Annotated in this window: 14 protein-coding genes, 1 other RNA gene and 1 pseudogene; 8 read left to right on the top strand and 8 right to left on the bottom strand. The window is 62.3% G+C overall.

Annotation, left to right across the window (positions count from 1 at the left end):
• The coding region (locus F561_RS0118540; protein ID WP_019011465.1) for a transposase at positions 1–531 on the top strand (531 nt) is incomplete at its 5' end.
• A gap of 29 nt (positions 532–560) precedes the next feature.
• Here F561_RS0118540 and F561_RS0118535 read toward each other — a convergent pair.
• Both F561_RS0118535 and F561_RS29045 read right to left on the bottom strand, forming a co-directional pair.
• Entirely contained in the window at positions 561–1,184 is a 624-nt protein-coding gene (locus F561_RS0118535; RefSeq protein WP_019011464.1) for a hypothetical protein, read from the bottom strand.
• A gap of 130 nt (positions 1,185–1,314) precedes the next feature.
• A pseudogene (locus F561_RS29045) lies at positions 1,315–2,514 on the bottom strand (IS3 family transposase).
• 428 nt (positions 2,515–2,942) lie between these two features.
• On the opposite strand from F561_RS29045, the gene ssrA reads away from it, so the two are divergent.
• From ssrA to F561_RS0118495, 6 genes are all read left to right on the top strand, one after another.
• Positions 2,943–3,298: a transfer-messenger RNA gene (ssrA, locus tag F561_RS28045) on the top strand.
• A 939-nt stretch (positions 3,299–4,237) separates the two neighbouring features.
• The gene (locus F561_RS0118515) at positions 4,238–4,762 is read left to right on the top strand and encodes a cob(I)yrinic acid a,c-diamide adenosyltransferase (RefSeq protein WP_019011460.1); all 525 of its coding nucleotides are present in this window, start codon (positions 4,238–4,240) and stop codon (positions 4,760–4,762) included.
• Positions 4,756–5,451, top strand: coding sequence for a HoxN/HupN/NixA family nickel/cobalt transporter (locus F561_RS0118510; protein ID WP_019011459.1), 696 nt, complete (start codon positions 4,756–4,758; stop codon positions 5,449–5,451). The genes F561_RS0118515 and F561_RS0118510 overlap by 7 nt, the downstream gene beginning before the upstream one ends.
• Positions 5,448–9,764 carry a cobaltochelatase subunit CobN gene (locus F561_RS0118505; RefSeq protein WP_026299048.1) on the top strand — a complete coding sequence of 1,439 codons (4,317 nt, stop codon included), beginning with the start codon at positions 5,448–5,450 and terminating at the stop codon, positions 9,762–9,764. Before F561_RS0118510 ends, F561_RS0118505 begins: the two co-directional genes overlap by 4 nt.
• The gene (locus F561_RS0118500; protein WP_019011457.1) at positions 9,761–10,549 is read left to right on the top strand and encodes a class I SAM-dependent methyltransferase; all 789 of its coding nucleotides are present in this window, start codon (positions 9,761–9,763) and stop codon (positions 10,547–10,549) included. Before F561_RS0118505 ends, F561_RS0118500 begins: the two co-directional genes overlap by 4 nt.
• The gene (locus F561_RS0118495; RefSeq protein ID WP_019011456.1) at positions 10,546–12,204 is read left to right on the top strand and encodes a VWA domain-containing protein; all 1,659 of its coding nucleotides are present in this window, start codon (positions 10,546–10,548) and stop codon (positions 12,202–12,204) included. The genes F561_RS0118500 and F561_RS0118495 overlap by 4 nt, the downstream gene beginning before the upstream one ends.
• 770 nt (positions 12,205–12,974) lie before the next feature.
• Here the strand turns inward: F561_RS0118495 and F561_RS0118485 are convergent.
• From F561_RS0118485 to F561_RS0118475, 3 genes are all read right to left on the bottom strand, one after another.
• Positions 12,975–13,202, bottom strand: coding sequence for a hypothetical protein (locus tag F561_RS0118485; protein ID WP_019011454.1), 228 nt, complete (start codon positions 13,200–13,202; stop codon positions 12,975–12,977).
• A 236-nt stretch (positions 13,203–13,438) separates the two neighbouring features.
• A complete protein-coding gene (locus F561_RS0118480) occupies positions 13,439–13,846 on the bottom strand; it encodes a response regulator (RefSeq protein ID WP_019011453.1) in 408 nt (135 codons plus the stop codon).
• A gap of 39 nt (positions 13,847–13,885) precedes the next feature.
• Positions 13,886–14,320: a response regulator gene (locus tag F561_RS0118475; RefSeq protein WP_019011452.1), complete on the bottom strand. Its 435-nt coding sequence runs from the start codon at positions 14,318–14,320 to the stop codon at positions 13,886–13,888.
• Between the two features lie 543 nt (positions 14,321–14,863).
• Here F561_RS0118475 and F561_RS28040 point away from each other — a divergent pair.
• Positions 14,864–15,751, top strand: coding sequence for a phosphotransferase family protein (locus tag F561_RS28040; protein ID WP_040381191.1), 888 nt, complete (start codon positions 14,864–14,866; stop codon positions 15,749–15,751).
• Between the two features lie 64 nt (positions 15,752–15,815).
• Here F561_RS28040 and F561_RS0118465 read toward each other — a convergent pair whose 3' ends face one another.
• The 3 genes from F561_RS0118465 to F561_RS0118455 all read right to left on the bottom strand — a co-directional run bounded on the left by F561_RS0118465 (position 15,816) and on the right by F561_RS0118455 (position 19,188).
• A complete protein-coding gene (locus tag F561_RS0118465) occupies positions 15,816–16,334 on the bottom strand; it encodes a hypothetical protein (protein ID WP_019011449.1) in 519 nt (172 codons plus the stop codon).
• Positions 16,335–16,945: 611 nt separating this feature from the next.
• Complete coding sequence (locus tag F561_RS0118460; protein ID WP_019011448.1) at positions 16,946–18,064, bottom strand: GNAT family N-acetyltransferase; 1,119 nt, start codon at positions 18,062–18,064, stop codon at positions 16,946–16,948.
• Positions 18,061–19,188, bottom strand: coding sequence for an ATP-grasp domain-containing protein (locus F561_RS0118455; protein WP_019011447.1), 1,128 nt, complete (start codon positions 19,186–19,188; stop codon positions 18,061–18,063). The genes F561_RS0118460 and F561_RS0118455 overlap by 4 nt, the downstream gene beginning before the upstream one ends.
• Positions 19,189–19,234 lie beyond the last annotated feature (46 nt).

Raw genomic sequence — 19,234 nt, 5'->3', positions numbered from 1 at the left:
CTCCGGCAGGACACGGTCATCGACGGCTCTCCCGCGCGAGACTGGCTGCAGGGACTACAGCCAGGAATGAAGGGCATCCTGGTTGATGGGGCCGAGGTCTACGGTCAGCCGATGAATGTTGTCCTGACCTACACCCAGGATGGGGAGGCGCTCGTCGTTGCCAGCACCTCTGGCTCTGCCAGCCGTATTCTGGCCGGGTACCGCAAGCGGTTTTGCATTGAGTGCTTATTCCGGGCTTTGAAAAGCAAGGGCTTCAAGCTGGAAAGTACCCACATGACGCTCCACGATCACGTGGAGCGCCTGCTCTGCCTGCTGACCCTGGCGTATGTGTGGTGCGTGCTGGTGGGTCTTCTCCAAACATGCACCGTGAAGGTGCACGGTCGACGAAACTGGAGTGTGGTCACCTTGGGTCTCCGTACCCTGGTGCGCACATTCGCGCGCATCCACGAGCGTGGAGAGGTCGAAGCCCTTCAACTGATTGGACTCTTGGAGCCGTCTCAGACAGAAAAATTAGAAAGTGTCGGGTACTGAGCGCTATTGGTCATCAACGGCTCCCTGGTTCAGGGTTTCATCCCCGGTGAAAAGACTTCCACCGGCCCCGCGCCATGCTCCAGCACCAGGCTGACTTTAAATTTGGCCCGGTCATAATTGGCACTCTGATAGGTGCCCGTCAACTTCGTCCCGCTCGCGATTTCCCGGCCGTCCAAGCGTAAAGATCCAGTCTCAAACTTCTGCACCGTCAGTTTGAGCCCTGTGTCCTGCCTGAGATAGATGTCAAGACTGCCCGTATCCTGCGTGACCACGCCTGAAAATGAGGTGGACGGCAGTTGTAAGATGAGCGGGCCAGCATCAGACTTCACACTGAGTCCAGTCACGGGCAGTCCAGTTAAATTGAGAAGGCTGCTGCCTGTCTCGCGGATGACATGCAGCTTCAAGGGCAGCTTGGGGCTGAGACCCACCTGCCAAGAGCCCACCTCGCGGCTGGCCGAAACGTAGGCCACACCATTTTTGACTGGGGGTTGAGCCAAGCCAAGAGCCGGGCTCATAGAGGAACTCACCGCGACTTCGAGAGGGCCGACCTCGTGGTTCAAGGTGATGTCAACAGAGCGGTAGGTCAGGGCAAGTGCGACGCTCCCTAGGGCGAGGCTCAAGGGAGCCAGCAACAACAGGACGGGTTTATTCATGGATACCTCCGGGGAACCAGCGACTCAGGAATCTCGGCCATTGTGCCGTGACTGTCCTAAGACGTACCCACGAATTCTCTAAATGCTTACGTTTGCGAAGTGGGCTTGAATCGGTTCTGCGCACATCTGGTTAAGCCACTTGAGCTTGGCGCTCAAACTCGTATGGTGTCAAGTCGTCCAGGGTCGAGTGGCGTCGGCATCGATTGTAGAAGACTTCAATGTATTCAAAGATGGCTTGCCGCGCTACAGTTCGGCGTTCAAAGGGAGCCGTGTCTAGCAGCTCCCGTTTCAGGGAGCTGAAAAAGCTCTCTAGGACGCTGTTGTCCCAGCAACTGCCCTTCCGGCTCATGCTCCCTTGCGCACCGATGCGCATCAATTCGGCCTGAACAATTTTGCTGGCGTATTGACTTCCACGGCCCTGCGTGGTGGAGGAGGCCAGGCGAAGGTTTCCTTGCGCCCACGGCCATCCGCAAGGCTGTCAAGGGCAGGGTCGCTGGCCTCTGGGCCTCCATGGCGTACCCCACCACCGCCCGTGAATGCAGATCAAGGGTGACGGCCAAAGAGAGCCAACCCGCTTTGGTGGGAATAATGTCAGATCAGAAATCCACACCATATTGACGTGCTGAACGGCAAATTTTCGGTTGAGCACATTGGGGCAGACCGCACAGGTGTGTTCGCTATCCGTCGTTCGTACGAATCGTCGTTTTCCCTTGGCCCGCAGGCCAGCAGCCCGCATCAAGCGCGAAATCCGCTTGCGGGAAACAGGTTGTCCTTCAGCTCGCAGATCGGCCTGAAGACGAGGCGCACCGTAACGCCCTTTGCTGGCTTCGTGCAGCACACGGACGCGCTGCTCCAGCAGCGCCATGAAGCTCAGCGTGTGGTGAGGTGGGCCTTCTTTGCCAGCTGTAAAACGCACTGCTGGACACGTCCAGCACCCGCCACAAGACTTCGAGCGGGTACTGGGTGCGCCACTGTTGGATCAACACGTATCTCAACGCGTGGCTCTCTGGCAAAGAGGTGGGCAGGCCCCATACGGGTGCCGTCCTGCCCAAGACAGGCCGCGGCTTTTTTCAAGATCTCGCGCTCCTGACGCAAAATTTCATTCTCCTTGCGGAGTCGTTTGAGTTCCTCCTGTTCAGGTGTCAAGAGTTGACGGCCCTGACCAGGGAAGGCCAACTCCCCATTGTGCTGGTCGGCTTTAATCCACTTTCTTAAGGCAGAGAGTCCAATACCAAGGTCGCGGGCGGTGCCCGCTATATTTTCGGTGGACTGCGCGAGTTGGACAGCCGTAACGCTTGAATTCGGCGGTGTATGTTTTGCGCTGGGTCATGGGGTGTCTCCTATGATCGGGGCTTAACTCCACGTGTGCAAAACTGACTCACCCTCAGGTGGCCCCTGGCGGGGCTGGTTGAACGGTTGTGTTGCCCCAACTGGGCTAAGCTACGCTCACCGTCCGTGACCGAGGTCAAACCCGACCGCCACCGTCACGCTGTCGGTGCTGACCAAACTGCGTCCGTCGTCAGAGCCGAGGGACTGGTCTGGCTGATCCTCTACCGCTGATCGGCGCTGAACTCCAGGTGCGCCAAATCGACTTACCCTCAACCTTGAAGTGATCCAATATCGTGACGCTCAGACGTTATGCTGCGCCGCCTGAACATGGGGCTTGCCCAGAAGGCTCAGGGAGGCAACGCATGCGGCCCCAAATGCATCATTTCTACATTTGAGTTTCGACTGCGTGATAAACTATGTTTCCCTATTGGGGATGACCCGGTTTCGACGGGGATCACTGAGCGGGACGTTGCGAGCCGAGGATGGTTGTGGGCCTCGTTAATCATCAACCAAGCCATTAACTGGCAACAACAACAGCACCACCTACGCTCTCGCTGCATAAGTGAGACAGTGATCAGGAAGCCCGGCCATTGGCGTCCTGTTAACTTACGAATAGATGGCTAGCCTGAGCAGACGCCCTTAAGCTCAAGCGAAACAAAGGGGCTGGAGTCAAAGGAAGCGTGTCCTTGCGCGTCTGAGACTTGAGATTTAAACCAAGGACTACGCTCGTAGAAACTACTGCAACGGGTCTTCGGACGGCGGTTCGACTCCGCCCATCTCCACCACCAGAACGCCCCAGGCCTCCATCGCCTGGGGCGTTTCTTATAACCCCTCCACTGTTCGAAGGTGGGTGGGGACAGTGGTTCGGACATACTGGTGAAGATTCGAGATGTGGGCATGGAGAGCCAGAAATTCCTGCCCTCGTCGCGCTTTCTTGAATCTGAGGAACAACCGGCAGCGGTAGAGCTTGCGGTCACGGGCAATCAGCCTACTGCGGATCATGTTGCTGCGTCTCCTCTTTGACAACCCCACCAAATCACTGTGGTTCGATTGGCCCTCACTGCTGGCGTGTATTGGCAGGTCCAACTGTGGGCCTGAATCCTGTCCATCATCTTGATGACCCTGGCGCGACCTCAAACCCTGCTCGCGCTGTACGGCCGCACTGTGCGACTGGGCTTGGACCCGTTTGTCTGCATGCTCGATGGAATTCAGGGGGAACCACCTTGGAGGCACTTCGGACCTCAGTCTTCCCCGTCCAGTGCGTCAATACTTCGCCTGCGTCCTTTAAGGGCTGAGCTGTCCGTTGTTGACCGGAGCGGAACTCCTTTCCCACGGCCGCCTCTGCTAAGCTGACCTGACCTGAGCAAGGGGAAGACCGGTGAAGGTGCTGATGCACCCAGTCCGGCGCTGTTGCGCAACGGTAATCAGATCTCTCGTATCACGGGATTCTGTCAGCCCGAATGCCTCTCAGGGAGACCCACCGTGATTGGTGGGCACCTCTCGCCATTAGAGGGCCACCAATGAGTTGAGGTCTGTCATGGCGCTGTTCTGGCGCGAATTCTGCCCACTCCGGCCCCGGCTGGAGTGGGCTGTTCAGGCTGGCCCAGTTCCAGCTGTTTTCGCCTTTGCCCATTGGAGTCGTCATGCGCTGTCTTCTGTGTTGTGTTCCTCTTCTCACCCTGTCTCGCCCTGGGCCGTCCCTCCCACTGCCCAGGGGCACTGAAATGCCCGATTCCACGACCGGACAGCGCGACAACTCCAAGAAACGCGAAGCGATCAGCAAGGGCCGGCGCGGGCTGATCATTGTGAATACTGGGAAGGGCAAAACCACTGCCGCGCTGGGCCTGATGATGCGTGCCCACGGCCGGGGCCTGAACACGAAGCTGTCTCAGTTTCTGAAGCACGGTAGCGCTCAATCTGGAGAGCGCAGCAAAAACCTTGAGAATTCGGCAGAGTTGGCGCCGCACGGCTGGATACTGGCAGAAGAGGCCATCCTGAACGGCGACCATGACCTGATCGTTCTGGCCGAATTCACCTCTCCCCTGAAATACGGCTGGGCTGCGGTGAACGCGGTTCTGCGTGCCCGTGACCCACGGCTGACTGTGGTGATCACCGGGCGCGACGCGCTGCCCGAACTGGTGGCTTTGGCCGATACAGTCAGTGAGATTCAGCCTGTCAAGCACGCTTATCAGGCCAGAATCGGCGGTCAACCGGGCACCGAGTACGGATCGAAGGGCCGAGCATGGTGACGACGCTGGTATTGGTATTCATCTTGGGCCTGCGGCACGGGATGGACGCCGATCATCTGGCAGCTATCGACGGCTTTTCACGGCTGCGGCCCAGCCGCTGGAACGGGGTGCTGTTCGGGCTGGGGCACGGGCTGGTCGTGACCCTCCTGGCGCTGCTGGTGGGGCGTCTGGGCGAAAAGTTCAGCCTGGGTTGGCTGGCACCCTACCTGTTTTTGGGAGTAGCGGCACTGAACCTGTGGCGGCTGCTCCGCCCCGCGCCCCCTCATGTCCACGCGCAGTTCACGCCGGGCCGCGCCTTTCTGGCGTCCAGTCCCTTTCTGATGGGCCTGTTGCTGGCGGTGGGCATGGAAACCAGTTCGCAGCTCTCGGCGTTGTCCCTGAGCAACAATGTGCCGCCGCTCGTGTTGGGGCTGGTCTTTACCCTGGGCATGGTGCTGATCGACGGCGTGGACGGCGTGCTCGCATCTCAGTTGCAGCGGGGTCAGCAGGCCGATCCTCAGCGGGCGCGCGTTGCCTCTCAGTTGATGGGCTGGATGGTGGTCGTCTTGTCACTGACCTTTGCCCTGAGCGATCTTGCTGATGTAGACCTGGGCGAAATCGCCAACCCACTTGGCTTCGTCCTGTTTGCCGTCCTGCTGGCCCTGCGGGTATGGAGTCGGTTGGGCCGCGTGCCCACGCGGGCCGCATGAGCCGCCCAAGTGCGCCGCGCCAACGGGTCGTCCGCGCCGATGGCCGCACCATCAACGTGGTGCGCAGGCGCGGGCACCTGAGTTACTGCTTTCACGGCTGCTGCTGTGGACGCACTGACAGGGGTTACGCCGAAGCTCCTGTCGACACCTATACAGAAGAGTGGACGCGGCGCAAGCTGCGCAATCAAATACACCTCACCAGGGCGGGCTGCTTGGGACCGTGCCTCCTCTCCAACGTGGCTCACCTGGTCTTCGACGGGCATGACGTGTGGTTCCACTCGGTCAACGACCCCTGGCTGGTGCGGGCCATCTTCGGGTACATCAGCGCCATGCTGGAGGCAGATGGATACTTGCCACCACCACCCGAACTGCTGGAGTACACCTTCAACTACTACACTTGGGACGCCTCCAGTTCAGCACCGGCAGTGGGGCACCGGATCCCGACCGAGGTTTCAGACCGCCCCCTGTCCGGGTTTGCCTTCCTCAGTCACGCCGATACTGACCTGCTCAATCTTCAGGCCGCGCAGGAAACGTTGCCGGACGATTTCGGGCCGGTTACCGGTGTGGCGCTGGGCGGTATTCGCAGTGAAGCGCAGATGGAGGCCCTGCTGGCCGGCGCAGTGGGACAGGCGGAAGTGGTCCTGGTGCGCGTGCATGGCAAGTTCAGTGGGCTGCCCGGCGGTGAGCGCCTGCGGCAACATGCCGCCGCGATCGGTCAGCATCTGCTGGTGGTCAGCGGCACCAACGAACCTGATCCGGAGTTGGCGCGGCTGAGTGTCGCCCCCCTGCACACGCTGGACACCGCGCTGACTTACCTGGCGGCCAGTGGTTGGCCGAACACCCGTGAACTCCTGCTTTCCTTGTCCGACACCCTGCGCCTGACGGGGTACGGCGCACAGCCGCCGCAACCTTTCCCCGAGCACGGTCTGTATCACCCCGACTTGCCCGAAGGAGCGACGCTGGACGATTGGCACCAGCGCCGCGACCTCCAGCGCCCGGCGGTCGGCATCCTCTTCTACCGCGCACACGCCCTGAGCGGCAACACGGCCTTTCTGGACACCTTGGTCGCGGCACTGGACGAAGCGGGGGCCGACGCCCTGCCCGTCTTCACCACCAGCCTCAAAGACGTGAATGCTCAGAGCGATCCACACGCCTTTGCGCTGCTGAAGGGTCAGGTGGACGCCGTGATCTCGACCCTCAGTTTTGCAATGGCGGAGGCCCGCACGCACACCGGCCGGGAAGATGACGGCGCATCGGCCTTCATGCGGCTGGGCGTGCCGGTCGTGCAGGGCCTCACGCTGGGCGGTGCACGCGGCCCCTGGGCCACGAGCGCGCGCGGCCTTGGTCCCCTCGACACGGCCATGAACGTGGCCCTGCCGGAATTCGATGGCCGGATCATTGGCGTGCCCTTCGCCTTCAAGGAACAGGAAGCGGGGGAGGCCCGGCGGCTCGTGGCTGACCCGGAGCGCAGCGCACGCCTGGCCGGAATTGCGGTGCGGTTGGCCCGGCTGCGGCACAAACCCAACGGGGACAAGCGGCTGGCCTTCATCTTCACGAACTCAGCAGCCAAGGCGTCGCAGGTGGGCAACGCGGTGGGTCTGGATTCGGCGGCGTCGCTGCTGCACATCCTGCGTGCCCTGCGCGGCGAGGGCTATGACGTGGGCGACCTTCCCGAAACCTCCGACGCCCTGATGCATGGGTTGATCGAGCGCAGCAACTACGACCAGACTGTGATGACGCTGGAGCAACTGGCGCAGGCAGCGGCACAGATTCCGGTAGAGCAGTACGCCCGTTGGTTCGCCGAATGGCCCGAGGATCAGCGCCAGCGCATGACGCAGCAGTGGGGGCCGCCGCCCGGTATGGCCTATGTTCACGGCGGCGCCCTGTGCCTGGCGGGCATGACTTTCGGCAAGGTATTCGTGGCCCTGCAACCGCCGCGCGGGTACGGGATGGACCCCGACGCCATCTATCACACCCCTGATTTGCCCCCTACGCACCATTACGCGGCGCTGTACCGCTGGCTGCGTGAACCTGCCGCACTGGGCGGTTTCGGGGCCGACGCACTGGTGCATGTGGGCAAGCACGGCACTCTGGAATGGCTGCCCGGCAAGGGCGTGGGCCTGAGCGCCCACTGCTTTCCTGACAGTCTGCTGGGCGACCTGCCGCTGTTCTATCCGTTCGTGATCAACGACCCCGGCGAGGGCACGCAGGCCAAACGCCGCGCCCACGCCACAATTCTGGATCACCTGCCGCCGCCGCTGACGAGGGCAGACACCTACGGCCCACTGGCCGAGCTGGCGGCGCTGGTCGATGAGTACTACCAACTGGAACTCCTTGATCCCAGCAAATTGCCGCTCCTTCAGGGGCAGATCTGGGCGCTGGTGCAGCAGGCAGATCTGGGCACCGATCTGGGAGCCATGTTGCGGCGTGATCACGGTGACCACGTGCATGATTGGGATGAAACTTTTACGGAGGAGGGGTTGCCCGTCACGCTGAGTGAAATGAATGGAGCGGATGTGGCGCATCTGCTGGAAGACATTGACGGCTACCTGTGCGAACTGGGCGCGGCGCAGATTCGGGGCGGCCTGCACACGCTAGGTCAGGCTCCGCAGGGTGAAGCCCTGCCTGAGATGCTGCGGGCGTTGACCCGATTGGCCAACGTCGGCGTTCCGGGTCTGCTGGCAGGGCTGGCCGGGGTGCTGAATCTCAACCTCCCGGAATTGCTTGACCGCCCCGGTGCCCGGCTGGACATCCGCGCCGACCTGAGCGAGTTGGCGGGACGCCCGGTTCAGACCAACGGCGACGCGCTGGAATTGCTGGATGAACTGGCGCTGCACCTCTACCAGTTGTTGGCGGAACGGCACTTCGACCCCGCCACCGTAGGTGAGGTGCTGGCCCTGACCCTGGGCGGTCGGAGCGGCAGGGGCACCCTTGCGGAGACACTGACCTACGCCTGCCAGCGCCTCAAGCCCAACCTGGACGCCACCAGCGACGAAATCACGCACCTGATCGCCGGTCTGGCGGGCCGATTCGTTCCCGCTGGCCCCAGCGGTGCCCCGTCACGTGGGCAAGCGCACATTCTGCCCACAGGGCGCAACTTCTACGCCGTCGATCCACGGGCACTGCCCTCGCAGGCAGCGTGGACAGTGGGCAGCAACCTGGCGCATGAGGTGTTAGAGCGCCACCACAAGGAAGCGGGGCAGCACCCGGAATATGTGGCCATCAGCGTATGGGGCACGAGCAATATGCGTACCCAGGGCGACGACGTGGCCGAGATTCTGGCCCTCCTGGGGACTCGGCCTGTCTGGCATCCACAGAGCCGCCGCCTGGAGGGCGTGCAGCTGATTCCACTTGAAGAGCTGGGCCGCCCGCGGATTGACGTCACGGTGCGGATCAGCGGGTTTTTCCGTGACGCGTTTCCGCACCTGATCACGCTGCTAGACGACGCGTTTACGCAGGCGATGCACGCCGAGGAGCCGGAGGAGCTGAACTTTCCCCGCAAGCATTATCTGGCCGACCTGCGGGACCGCCTGGCCGATCTGCCCACCGAGGAGGCGGAGGCGCGGGCGGCCTACCGCGTGTTTGGCAGTGCGCCGGGCACATACGGAGCAGGAATTCTTGACCTCATTCACGAGGGCAACTGGCAGAGTGACGCCGATTTCGCCCGAACGTTCGTCAACTGGGGTGGCTACGCCTATACGGCTGCGGAGCAGGGCAGCGACGCCCGCGAAGACTTCCGCGTTCGCCTGGGGGCCACTCAACTGGTGCTGCACAACCAAGACAACCGGGAGCACGATATTTTTGACAGTGACGATTACCTTCAGTTTTTTGGCGGCATGATCGCGTCTGTGCGCAGCCTGTCTGGCACGCAACCCAAACATTACTTTGGAGACAGTGCCAACCCCGAGCGTGCCCGCGTGCGCGACCTGGGCGAGGAGGCCCTGCGGGTGTACCGCTCACGGGTGGTCAATCCCAAATGGCTCAGCGGCATTCGTCAACACGGCTACAAGGGCGGTCTGGAGCAGACGGCCACCGTGGATTATCTCTTCGGCTTTGATGCCACCGCCCAGATTGCCCATGACTTTATGTATGAGGGCGTCGCGCAGGCGTACGCGCTTGATCCTGTCAACCAGGAGTTCCTGAAGGCAAGTAATCCTTGGGCGCTCAACGCCATCGCCACGCGCCTGCTGGAAGCCGAGGGACGCGGCCTGTGGGCAGCTGCGCCCGAGACGCTCGGGGCGCTTCAGAACCTGTTGGCCGAGAGTGAAGGTCTGCTGGAAGAACGCGGCGAGCAGGCACGGGTGGGCGGATGACCCTCCAAACCGACGTTTTTGATGAGTGGGCGGCGCAGGTGCGGGCTGTGCGCTCGGGGCGCTGGCAACCTGAACGCGATCTGGCGTTCTGGCGAGAGAAGGCTGCCGGGTACGACGCGGGCCAGCCGTCCCTGCCGAATACCGTGACGTGGCTGCGGGAGCGGCTGGCTCCCGCGCACTCGCTGCTGGACGTGGGCGCGGGCACGGGCCGCTTGACCTTGCCACTGGCCAGTGAGGTGCAGCAGGTCACAGCGCTGGATCACTCGCCCGAGATGCTCGCCGTGCTGCGCAGCAAGAACCCGCCCGCGCAGGTGAATCTCCGTTGCCAAGCCCTCGGAGACGCCTTACGTGATCCCACGCTGTCCCCACACGACGCCGTTCTGAGCGCTTGGTCGTTGGCGTACCTGCCCGATTTGCGCGGCGCACTGACGGGTCTGCTGCGTCTGGCCCGCCGCGACTTGTTTGTGCTGGAAGACGACGGGCTGGGCAGTCCACACGTCACCCTGCGCCGGACCCTGGCAGGGCAACCGCGCCCGCAGCGGGCTCCCAGCCTGCACCGTGCCCTGAAGGCATTGGGCGAGGAGCCGGAGCTTCACCGGATCGGGGAGGTCCGCGAGCTGACTTTTCCTCACACGGCTGCATTGCTGGCTCAGGCCCGTCTTCCCCTTCCGGAGGCGGAGGTGCTGGAAGTTTTACAGCCGTACCTCACCGCGGTCAAGGATGGCTGGCGCTACCGCTGGACATTCGACGTTCATGTGCTGCACGTACGAAAGGCTCATTCATGACTCCTGATTATCCACTGGCGGCTGTGGCCCATCAGCCAGAACTGCTCTTTGCGTTGTCGTTGCTGGCGGTGGCTCCGAGTGTGGGCGGCCTGCTGATCCGGGGTGACCGGGGCGCAGCGAAAAGCACGGCGGCACGCGGGTTGGCGCAGCTACTTCCGCCAGATTCAGACGCCCCTGCACCCTTCGTCAACTTGCCGCTGGGAGCCACCGAGGACCGCGTAATCGGTACCCTTGACCTCGACGCGGCGCTGCGGGGTGAGGCCCGCCTCAAATCCGGGCTGCTGGCCCAGGCTGATGGTGGCCTGCTCTATATCGATGAGGTCAACCTGCTGCCTGACCATCTGGTCGACCTGCTGCTGGACGCCTCAGCCATGGGCGTGGTGCGGGTGCAGCGCGATACCCTGAGTGCCGAGCAATCTGCCCGCTTCGCACTGGTGGGCAGCATGAATCCCGAAGAGGGCCAGTTGCGTCCTCAATTTCTGGATCGGTTCGGGCTGTGTGTCGACGTCTCGGCTCCGCACGGGTCTGCCGAACGCGCCGAGATTATCCGGCGGCGTATGGCTTTTGAGGCTGATCCCACCGCGTTTGCTCAGCAGTGGCAGGAGGCACAAGCGGCGCTGGGGCAGCGGCTGGCGTCGGCCCGTCACTGTTTCCCGCAGGTGACCGTACCCGACCCGCTGCTTGAAATCATCACCACCCTCAGCAGCCAGGCGGGGGTGCGGAGCCTGCGCGCCGATCTGGTACTGCACCGGGCGGCGCGGGCCTGTGCCGCCCTCGAACACCGCATTGAGGTTGAGGAGGCCGACCTCCACCGGGTCGCGCCCTTTGCGCTCCTTCACCGGCAAAGTGTGGGCCGGACCCCCTCCCCCCCACCCGCCGGAGGAGAATCGCCGGACCCCTCTCCGGCCCCTCCTCCTCCGGCTGGCGCAAGTGTTCCGGAGCACATCTTTGCCCCCACCACCGTCACTGTTCCGCTGACTCTCAGCCCACCGGTGCTGCGCCGCCCTCATCAGCAGGGCAGTCCACAGAACGGCGGGACACGGGCGGTACCTGACCCTCAGGCCACGCAACTTCACGTTCCAGCCACCTTGCGCTCGGCCCTGGGGCGCGGCAGCGTCCAGATCACGTCCCAGGATCTCCACACGCCTGTTTCCGAGGACGGCGGGCGGCGGGTGCTGTTCGTGGCCGACGCGAGCGGCAGCGTGGGCATCTCTGGACGAATGGGCGCAGTGAAAGCAGCGCTGCTGGAGGTGCTGGCTGGCCGCACCCGGCGCGATCAGACGGCTCTGATTCTCTTCCGCGGCACCGGGGCGACCGTGTCTTTAGACTGGACGACTGACGACGCCGCTGCCGAGGAGGCGATTCGCACCGCGCCGACTGGGGGACGCACGCCCCTCGCCCACGCCCTTCACCTGGCTGCCGATATGCTGGCGGGTCTGCGTCATGCCGAACTGGTTCTCTTTACCGATGGCCGCGCCAATGTGCCGTTGACTCCGGGTTCCGACGCCTGGACAGACGCGCTGACGGCGGCGGCGGGCCTGCGGGGCAAGGCTGCTCTGGTGGTGGACACCGAGTCGGGGCAGGTGCGCCTGGGACGCGCCTCACAGCTGGCCCAGGCGTTGGGTGCCCGGTGGCAAATCCTGGAGCCAGCATGAAGCGTCGGGCAATCACCGCCCCGGACTCCGGCGGTGGTGAAACGACTGTGGCCTCGCTGCTGCGTCTGACATTCCGGTGCAGGCCAGCCGTTCAAGCTGGGGCCGGATAACCTCGATCCCACCTGAGCCGCGCCGCGCAGGCAGACTCTCGATTCATTTTTACTGGCCCGTCTCACAGTGCAGCTTCGACAGTTCCAGTGTGGCCCGCACAGGACGGTTCTTGTACTCCTCATGGACAGCGCTGACCCATGCTGTGTGCATGTCGGGCAGGTATTCACTCCTGTACAGATCCACGGCCTGCCAGAAGGGCTTTTGCGGGTGCTCAGACTGCTGTCAGCGGCTTGAGCGTCCTGCAGCGCAACCTGCATAGCATACACGTCGCTGCTCGTCAGCACTTCTGGACTCAGTCGGTAGCGCTCGTATGCCTTGAGGACCCCCCAGGATGTCCCAACGCTGCACCGGGTAGGGGCGGCGCGACCCGGAAGCGGTTGCTGCTGGCGACCGTTTTATTCTCTTCGCCAGGCCAGAGAACCAGGCCCGCGTCATGCTGGCCGCGCACCAGACGATGTCCTGGCCCTACAAAGTGACCCGGGGGTGTCCGCAGAGAAAATAATCACGCTCGTATAACGCCTGAAAGTCCTTCACAGAGAACCGCTGTGCCTCCAGCAGGACCACAGAGGGGGATATCCACTGAAGACCGTGAGTGGCGTACCATTTTTCATCGTCCAGAGCAGCGCGACTGGAGCCAGAAACAGCGTCATGGCGCGGGATCAGACCACTTTCAACTGTGTTCGGATAAACAGCAGTTGGCTGTTCAAGTCGTTGAGTTCCACGCGTACCGTTCGCTCCTCGGCCTTGCGGCCTCCTTTCCAGATGGCGGCGGTGAGTCGTACCTCAGCAAGTACCGCTTGACGTTCCAGATGAGCCTGAACCTCTTGCAGCTGAGGACGAGACGAGGGCAGGCTGTCGACCCAAGCCCGCCAATCGCTCTCCCTCATCGGGTGCGGAGATGACAGAGCGGCAAGGAGGAATCAGAGGCGCAGTTCATGACTCAGCCTAGAGTGACGAATCTGACGAGAAGGTTGCGAAGATCAAACCCGAGCTTAAAAAACACCTCATCTCTCAACCAAAACCGGGGCGAGGCCGAAGTTGATTGGGATGACACTGAAACAATCATCCTGTCGAACAATCATTCAGGTGTACGCCCGCCCACCAGGGTCACGACGCTCAAAATTCAAAGTGTCAGCAGGGTCTGAACGAGCCGGCCAAAGCCCGTGATTTCCCGGGGCTTTTCCAGGTAGGCCGCGCCGCACGCCAGCACCGCTTCCACTTCCTTCGGATGGGCGTGACTGCTCCAGCACACCACCTGCACCGCTCCAGCCACTTCTTGCAACTGCTTCAGCACCTCGACTCCGGTCTGTCCCGGCAGATGTAGATCCAGCACCACCACCTGAGGGGGTTCGGCCGACTGGACGTAAGCCAGGGCAGTGGCCCCGTCCGAAATCGCCTCGACCTGCACCTCAGGTGCGTGATCTTCAAAGGCCAGCCCCAACAGCAGCGCGTCTTCCAGACAGTCCTCGATGATCAAGACCCGCCGGACCATGACCGCCGTCATCGATTCCTGGCTGGGAAACTGATCCATATGCGGCTCAGTCTACGGGCAGCCTCCGATTGCGGCACTTCATACAGAGATCATCTGTGGCCAGGTGGTCGAGCGGGCCTGACTCCAGAACTCAAGCAACTTCTTGAGTTGGCACAGGAAATGCTGGAAATCAATGGATTTGATGAGGTAGGCGCTGGCGTGCAGGGTATAGGCGCGGGTGATGTCGGCGTCACGGCTGGACGTGGTGAGCATCACCACCGGAATCACGCTCAGGTTGGGGTGGGTCTTGAGCACCGAGAGCAGTTCGAAGCCGGTCATGCCGGGCATATTGATGTCCAGCAGGATGACATCTGGGATGACGGCAGCAGGCGTCATCAGCATCCACAGAGCGTCCTGTCCGCTGTCAGCGGTCTGGAAGGTACATGGCTGATCCAGAAGGTCAAAGGCGGTTTCAGCCAGCTGACGATCCATGGGACTGTCATCGACCAACAGAATCCGCAGGGGCCGGGTCACAACCGCAGGTGAGCAGGAGGGGCAGGAATCTGAGGAGGAAGCTGACGGAACATACCCTAGTGTAAGGGAATTGGCCTGATGGAGAGGAAGACTTGGAGTGACGGAAAGGGAATATTGAACCCATCTGAACAAAAAATCCCTCGCTCAGGCAGCAGCGCAGGTGAGGGGTTTTCTCCTCTCTTCCCCACACACTGATGTAGGAGCAAAATGCTTCGTGAGCCGAAACTCCCTCTGATCATTCCTGTCGGGGAACAGAAGAGAAACCTTATTTACGCCGTCCAGTACGATCAAAAAGTGAAGTTATCAGCTGCTGAGCGGTGCAGCCCACTCTCCTACCCAGGCCCGCATGCGCCTTCGTCAATGACATGAGACGCTTCTTGGAAACCAAGGCGTCCCCAGAGTTCAAACATTCAGCCTGGTTTTTCAAGGGCCAGCCCACTGTGCCTACATGCCGTAGAGGTAACTTGCCTGCTGAACCGGTACTTCCGGCTCAGTCCAATACTGATCTCCTTCCCCCCGCTCTTTCGCGTTACCATCCACCCTGTGGATCTTGCGTTGTTCAGTCGCCTGCTGCGCCCCAGCCATGCTCACCATCAAGTCGTTCGGGCGTGGCCGCTCCACGGCGGCGTATCTGCGACCGTGACCGCTGTGGAACTGCTGGCACCGAAGGGTCAGGTAAGGACGGTCGTGGTGCGTCAATACGGCGCACTGGACAGCGCCCGAAATCCAAATATCGCGCGTGACGAGTTCAGGCTTCTTGAAACGCTGCGCCGCGCAGGACTCGCGGTTCCAGAACCCCTGGCCTTCGACGACTCCACGAGCCTCATCCCTGGTTCCCTTCTGGTCAGTGAGTTTGTACAGGGAACGAGCGAGTTCACGCTGTCGGAAGTTCCGCAGGCTGCCGCACTTGTCGCCAGATATCTCGTGCGGTTGCATCAAGACGTGCGGGTAGACGCGGATACCGCATTTCTCCCCCAAAAAATGTCACTCCCTGCGCGTCCCACCCAGCCCGACGACACGCTTTCGGAGACATTGATCCGGGATGCACTCGACGATTTCTGGCCGTCTCTGACCGGCGCAGGAGCGGTCATACATGGAGATGTATGGCCGGGAAATGTACTGTGGGATGGCGGGAAGCTGGCCGCAGTGATTGACTGGGAGGATGCTGGTATCAGCGATTCCCTCATGGATGTCGGCAATGCTCGGCTCGAATGGCTGTTCTTCTTCGGAGAAGATGAGATGAACGAGCTGACCCAGACTTACAGGGCACGTTCACAGCGTGACCTGAGTGCGTTGCCACTCTTTGATTTGTATGCGGCGTTGCGACCGGCAGGAAAGTTGCATACCTGGGGACTGGACCCCGAAATGGAGCGGAGCATGCGGGAGCGCCACCGGTGGTTCGTTGAGCGGGCCGTAGCTGCCCTGCGCTGATCGTGTTCAGACTGAATCACTCTCAGTGTTGCGGGAGGCCCCCTTCAATTCCGCTCTGGCTACGTTACTTCAGGCTTTGCATCGCGGCGTCCAGCTGAGGCGCATATTTGGCATACAGCTTTTTGGTCACATTGGCCGTCACCAACAGCGTCTGCTGGCCCTCGGCACTCACACGTAAATGGTTGTAGATTGGAGTGTCCAATCCATTTACCCAGAATCGAAGCACGATCCAGTCTCGCCCGCCCACGCGCTCGATACCACGCTTGACCCAGCGAAAGCCCGGCGTTTTATTGACCGAATTCTCCAGAGATTTCTGCACAGAAAGCAGATCGCTCTTGGGCAGCGCTACATTCCTGAGGGCGAAGGCAATGTTGACTTCCCAATTCGGACCGGGTGTGGAGTAGACCTGAGCAGGCGGCAACCCGCCACGTGAATATTTGAGTTGAAGAACATCGGGAGGCATGGGAATAAATCCGGTCGGCACATTGATACTGACCGTGGTGCCGGGCACCGTGACCCGCTCTGCCAGGGGAGGAGGGGCCAGCAGGAGCAGGCTAAGTAGCGCAAAGCAAAGGCGTTTCACTCCTCCAGCATAGGCAAAGCAGTGGCTGAACCCGTGAAGCGTGGGGGATTTCAGAAGACGAGGCGGCAGAGGACGGCCAGTGCCTTCTTGGCACTTTCCATCCGCGCAGCACAGCACCCGGCGCAGCAGACCGGGAAGCCCAGCTCATGAGGGGAGTGTTTGTGCATTGTCCGGAGGCGGGTCCTGAGCGAGCCTCCCGAGCAGCAGCCGAATCATGCCACCTGCCGCGTTGGTTTTCGCGCTTTGACCATCAATCCTGCCTGCCGTGAGCTGAGCGGTTCGTCCGGCTGCTCAACGCTTCCGTTCTTGGGGCACTCCATGGATGTGCCATGTCCGAAATTGGGCTTAGACCGCGCACCAGCTCGGAAAATTCAGGAGGAAGGGACACCAGACACCTCCAGTCCGCAGGGCACAGAGCATGGTGCGGCTCAGCAGACGCAGGGAATGAATCCGTTTTCGCCCAGGGGCACTCAGATCAGGCCGGGAGGGTTCAAGCAGTACCGTCCGGCGTTTGTGCTCCCTTACCCAGCATCGTCAGGTGTTCGTTTCCTCTGGCAAGGTCGATATCGTCCAGCTGGATCGGGAGCACCACAGTCAGAGGGCCAGCCGCCCTAAAGGTCGTGCTCGATCAGAAACGGCAGAAGAAAGCGCTCCAGCAAACTTGCCAGGAGTGTCCAGGTCTGCTGCTGGGCTTTGGGCAGGTGGGCGGTAAATACCAGCGTGTACTCCGGTACAGCCACACCGCCACGGGCGCGTTTGAAGGCTCCGACACCGCCGCTGGCATTGACCAGCAGGCCTTCTTGCCGGGCGTCCTGTAGCACGCCCAGACTCAACCGCCGGTACCAGCCTTCCTTCTGAGGAGCGCTGAGGTCATACCCGAACACAGGTGAGGTCATCACGCCTGCGCGTCTCACGCTGCCCCGTACCGCCTTGAGGACTCCGTCCACCCGTAATCCTCGCAACTCCAGCAGCCGCTGACGGTGCGCCAGCTGCAAAAAAGGCAGGGTGAACTGCGGATTGTAGGTGGAGTATTTTCCCAGATACAACTGCTGGTACAGCGTGAGGGCCGTACGCAAATCAGCATCGGTGAAAGCGTCGTGCAGCACCGGCTCAGCTGCCGGACGGCGGGTGCGGCTGGCGTCGTTGCGCAGCTGGGCATTGCGCCAGAAGGCCGCCTCACGTGGGTCTTGGTACGTGACCAGGCGGCTGGGGAGCCGCAGATAGCCAGCCGCCTCCAACGTGCCGATCAGCAGCGCATGGCGTGCCGTATCCAGAGACCGCCAGGCCAGCGGCCGGTCGGGAAAGGCGGCCAGCAGGGTGTGGGTCGCTTCCCGCAGTTGTTCCGGTGTCAGGTGCGGGTACAGGTTGGTGGAGAGCAGCCAGTTGTTGACGTACACCGTCCGCTCAAATCCCAGACCGCGCAGGCCCAGGCCCAGGCCTCTCAGCAGCGGCGCGGCCAGTGGGGCGGCCCGGCCCAGTTGGTACAGCTCCTGCGCGGCGTAGTGCACCAGGTGCGTGACCGGCGATACCGTGAAACTGTCATGCCAGCCAGGATCAAAGGTGATCGGCAGGGCTGTCTGGGCGTCAGTCAGCACCGCCACCCGTACCCTGGCATTGGTGACGAACGTTGCTGCACCCCGCTGCAACAGGGGCGTCAAGGCGCGCCGGGCGTAGTCGCCATCGGGGGTGGGGGGCCACTCGATTCGCGAAGCGTCGCTGCCGAGCTTCATGCCTCACCGTTCCATTCGATGTCGTGGGTGGTCGCGGCCAGCAGACCCACCCGCAGGCGTGCGGCGCGTAGTGCCAGCGAAGCGGCCAGGAGCGGTTGCGCCAGAGCCGGTAGCTTGTCGTAGGGCGCGTACATCACGTCCCGCGCGGCTGCCCAGGCCCGCCATTCTGGAACACTTCGCAGCTTGCCGCCCAGCGCCATCGCCGTCTTCAGGGCCAGCGCCGTAGCTGGCTGGGCGTGCAAGGTAGTTGCAGCTGACTGATCAAGGTACACCTCGGTCACTTCCGGTTGGTCGCGGAAGAGGTGAATGCCGCTGGTCAGACGTGGATTGCATTCCAGCGCCCAGAGGCCGTCAGCATCCTCCTTGAAGTCGAAGGCCAGCTGCCCGCTGAGCTTCGTGGCGTGGCCGAATTTCTCGATCCAGCGCTCGATACCAGCGTGCCGAACCGCCTGAAAATAAACGCTGGCACCGCCCACCCTGACCTGCGAGGGATAAACGGCCAGCGCGGCGACGCGGCCCGTCTGCAGTACGGCGTAGGCACACCATTCCTGCCCGGCCTTATACGGCTGTGCGCTCCAGGGCTGCTCTGGTGTGGGGCGCAGGCCGCTCAGGGCAGCTCTGGACGGGCAGATCAGGGTCCGGGTGCCGAATCGAGAGAAACTGGGTTTATAGACCGACGCTGGAGCGCCTGCAGCGTACAGGCTCACAGCCTCTGGACTTTGCAGCAGAGTGGTGACGGGTCCGGGCAGACCGCAGCGGGCGATCAGCTGAGAAAAGGCATGCTTATCGTGCAGCTCGCGCAGTTCGGCAAGTGGCGGGCACAGCACGCGCAGTTGGGGTTCCAGGAGCGGCTTGGCCCGCGCCACCCAGAACACCTCTTCACAGGTAGGAATCAGCAGGTCGTAGCGGCGCTGGCTGGCCAGCTGCTGCAGAGCTTGCGAGAAGGCAGCGAACGCCTGCCGGGGTGGGGGAAGGGGCCAGTGCCGCCCAGTGGCGCGTGAAAAGCGGCAGGCGTAGATCCCCCAGCTTTCAGCAAGCTCGACCTGGTGGCCCTGCCTCAAGAACAGGCGGGCGAGTTCAAGGGTGGCCGGCGCACGTCCGCCGGTCAGCAGGATGCGGGCCATAGCGCAGTATGGCGTGCCGAGCGGCCCTGTTCCCCGGGGTGAGAAT

The sequence above is a fragment of the Deinococcus aquatilis DSM 23025 genome (assembly GCF_000378445.1).
GTDB lineage: Bacteria > Deinococcota > Deinococci > Deinococcales > Deinococcaceae > Deinococcus > Deinococcus aquatilis.
Note: the sequence above shows the minus strand (reverse complement) of the source record. Positions and strands in the feature narration are given on the sequence as shown.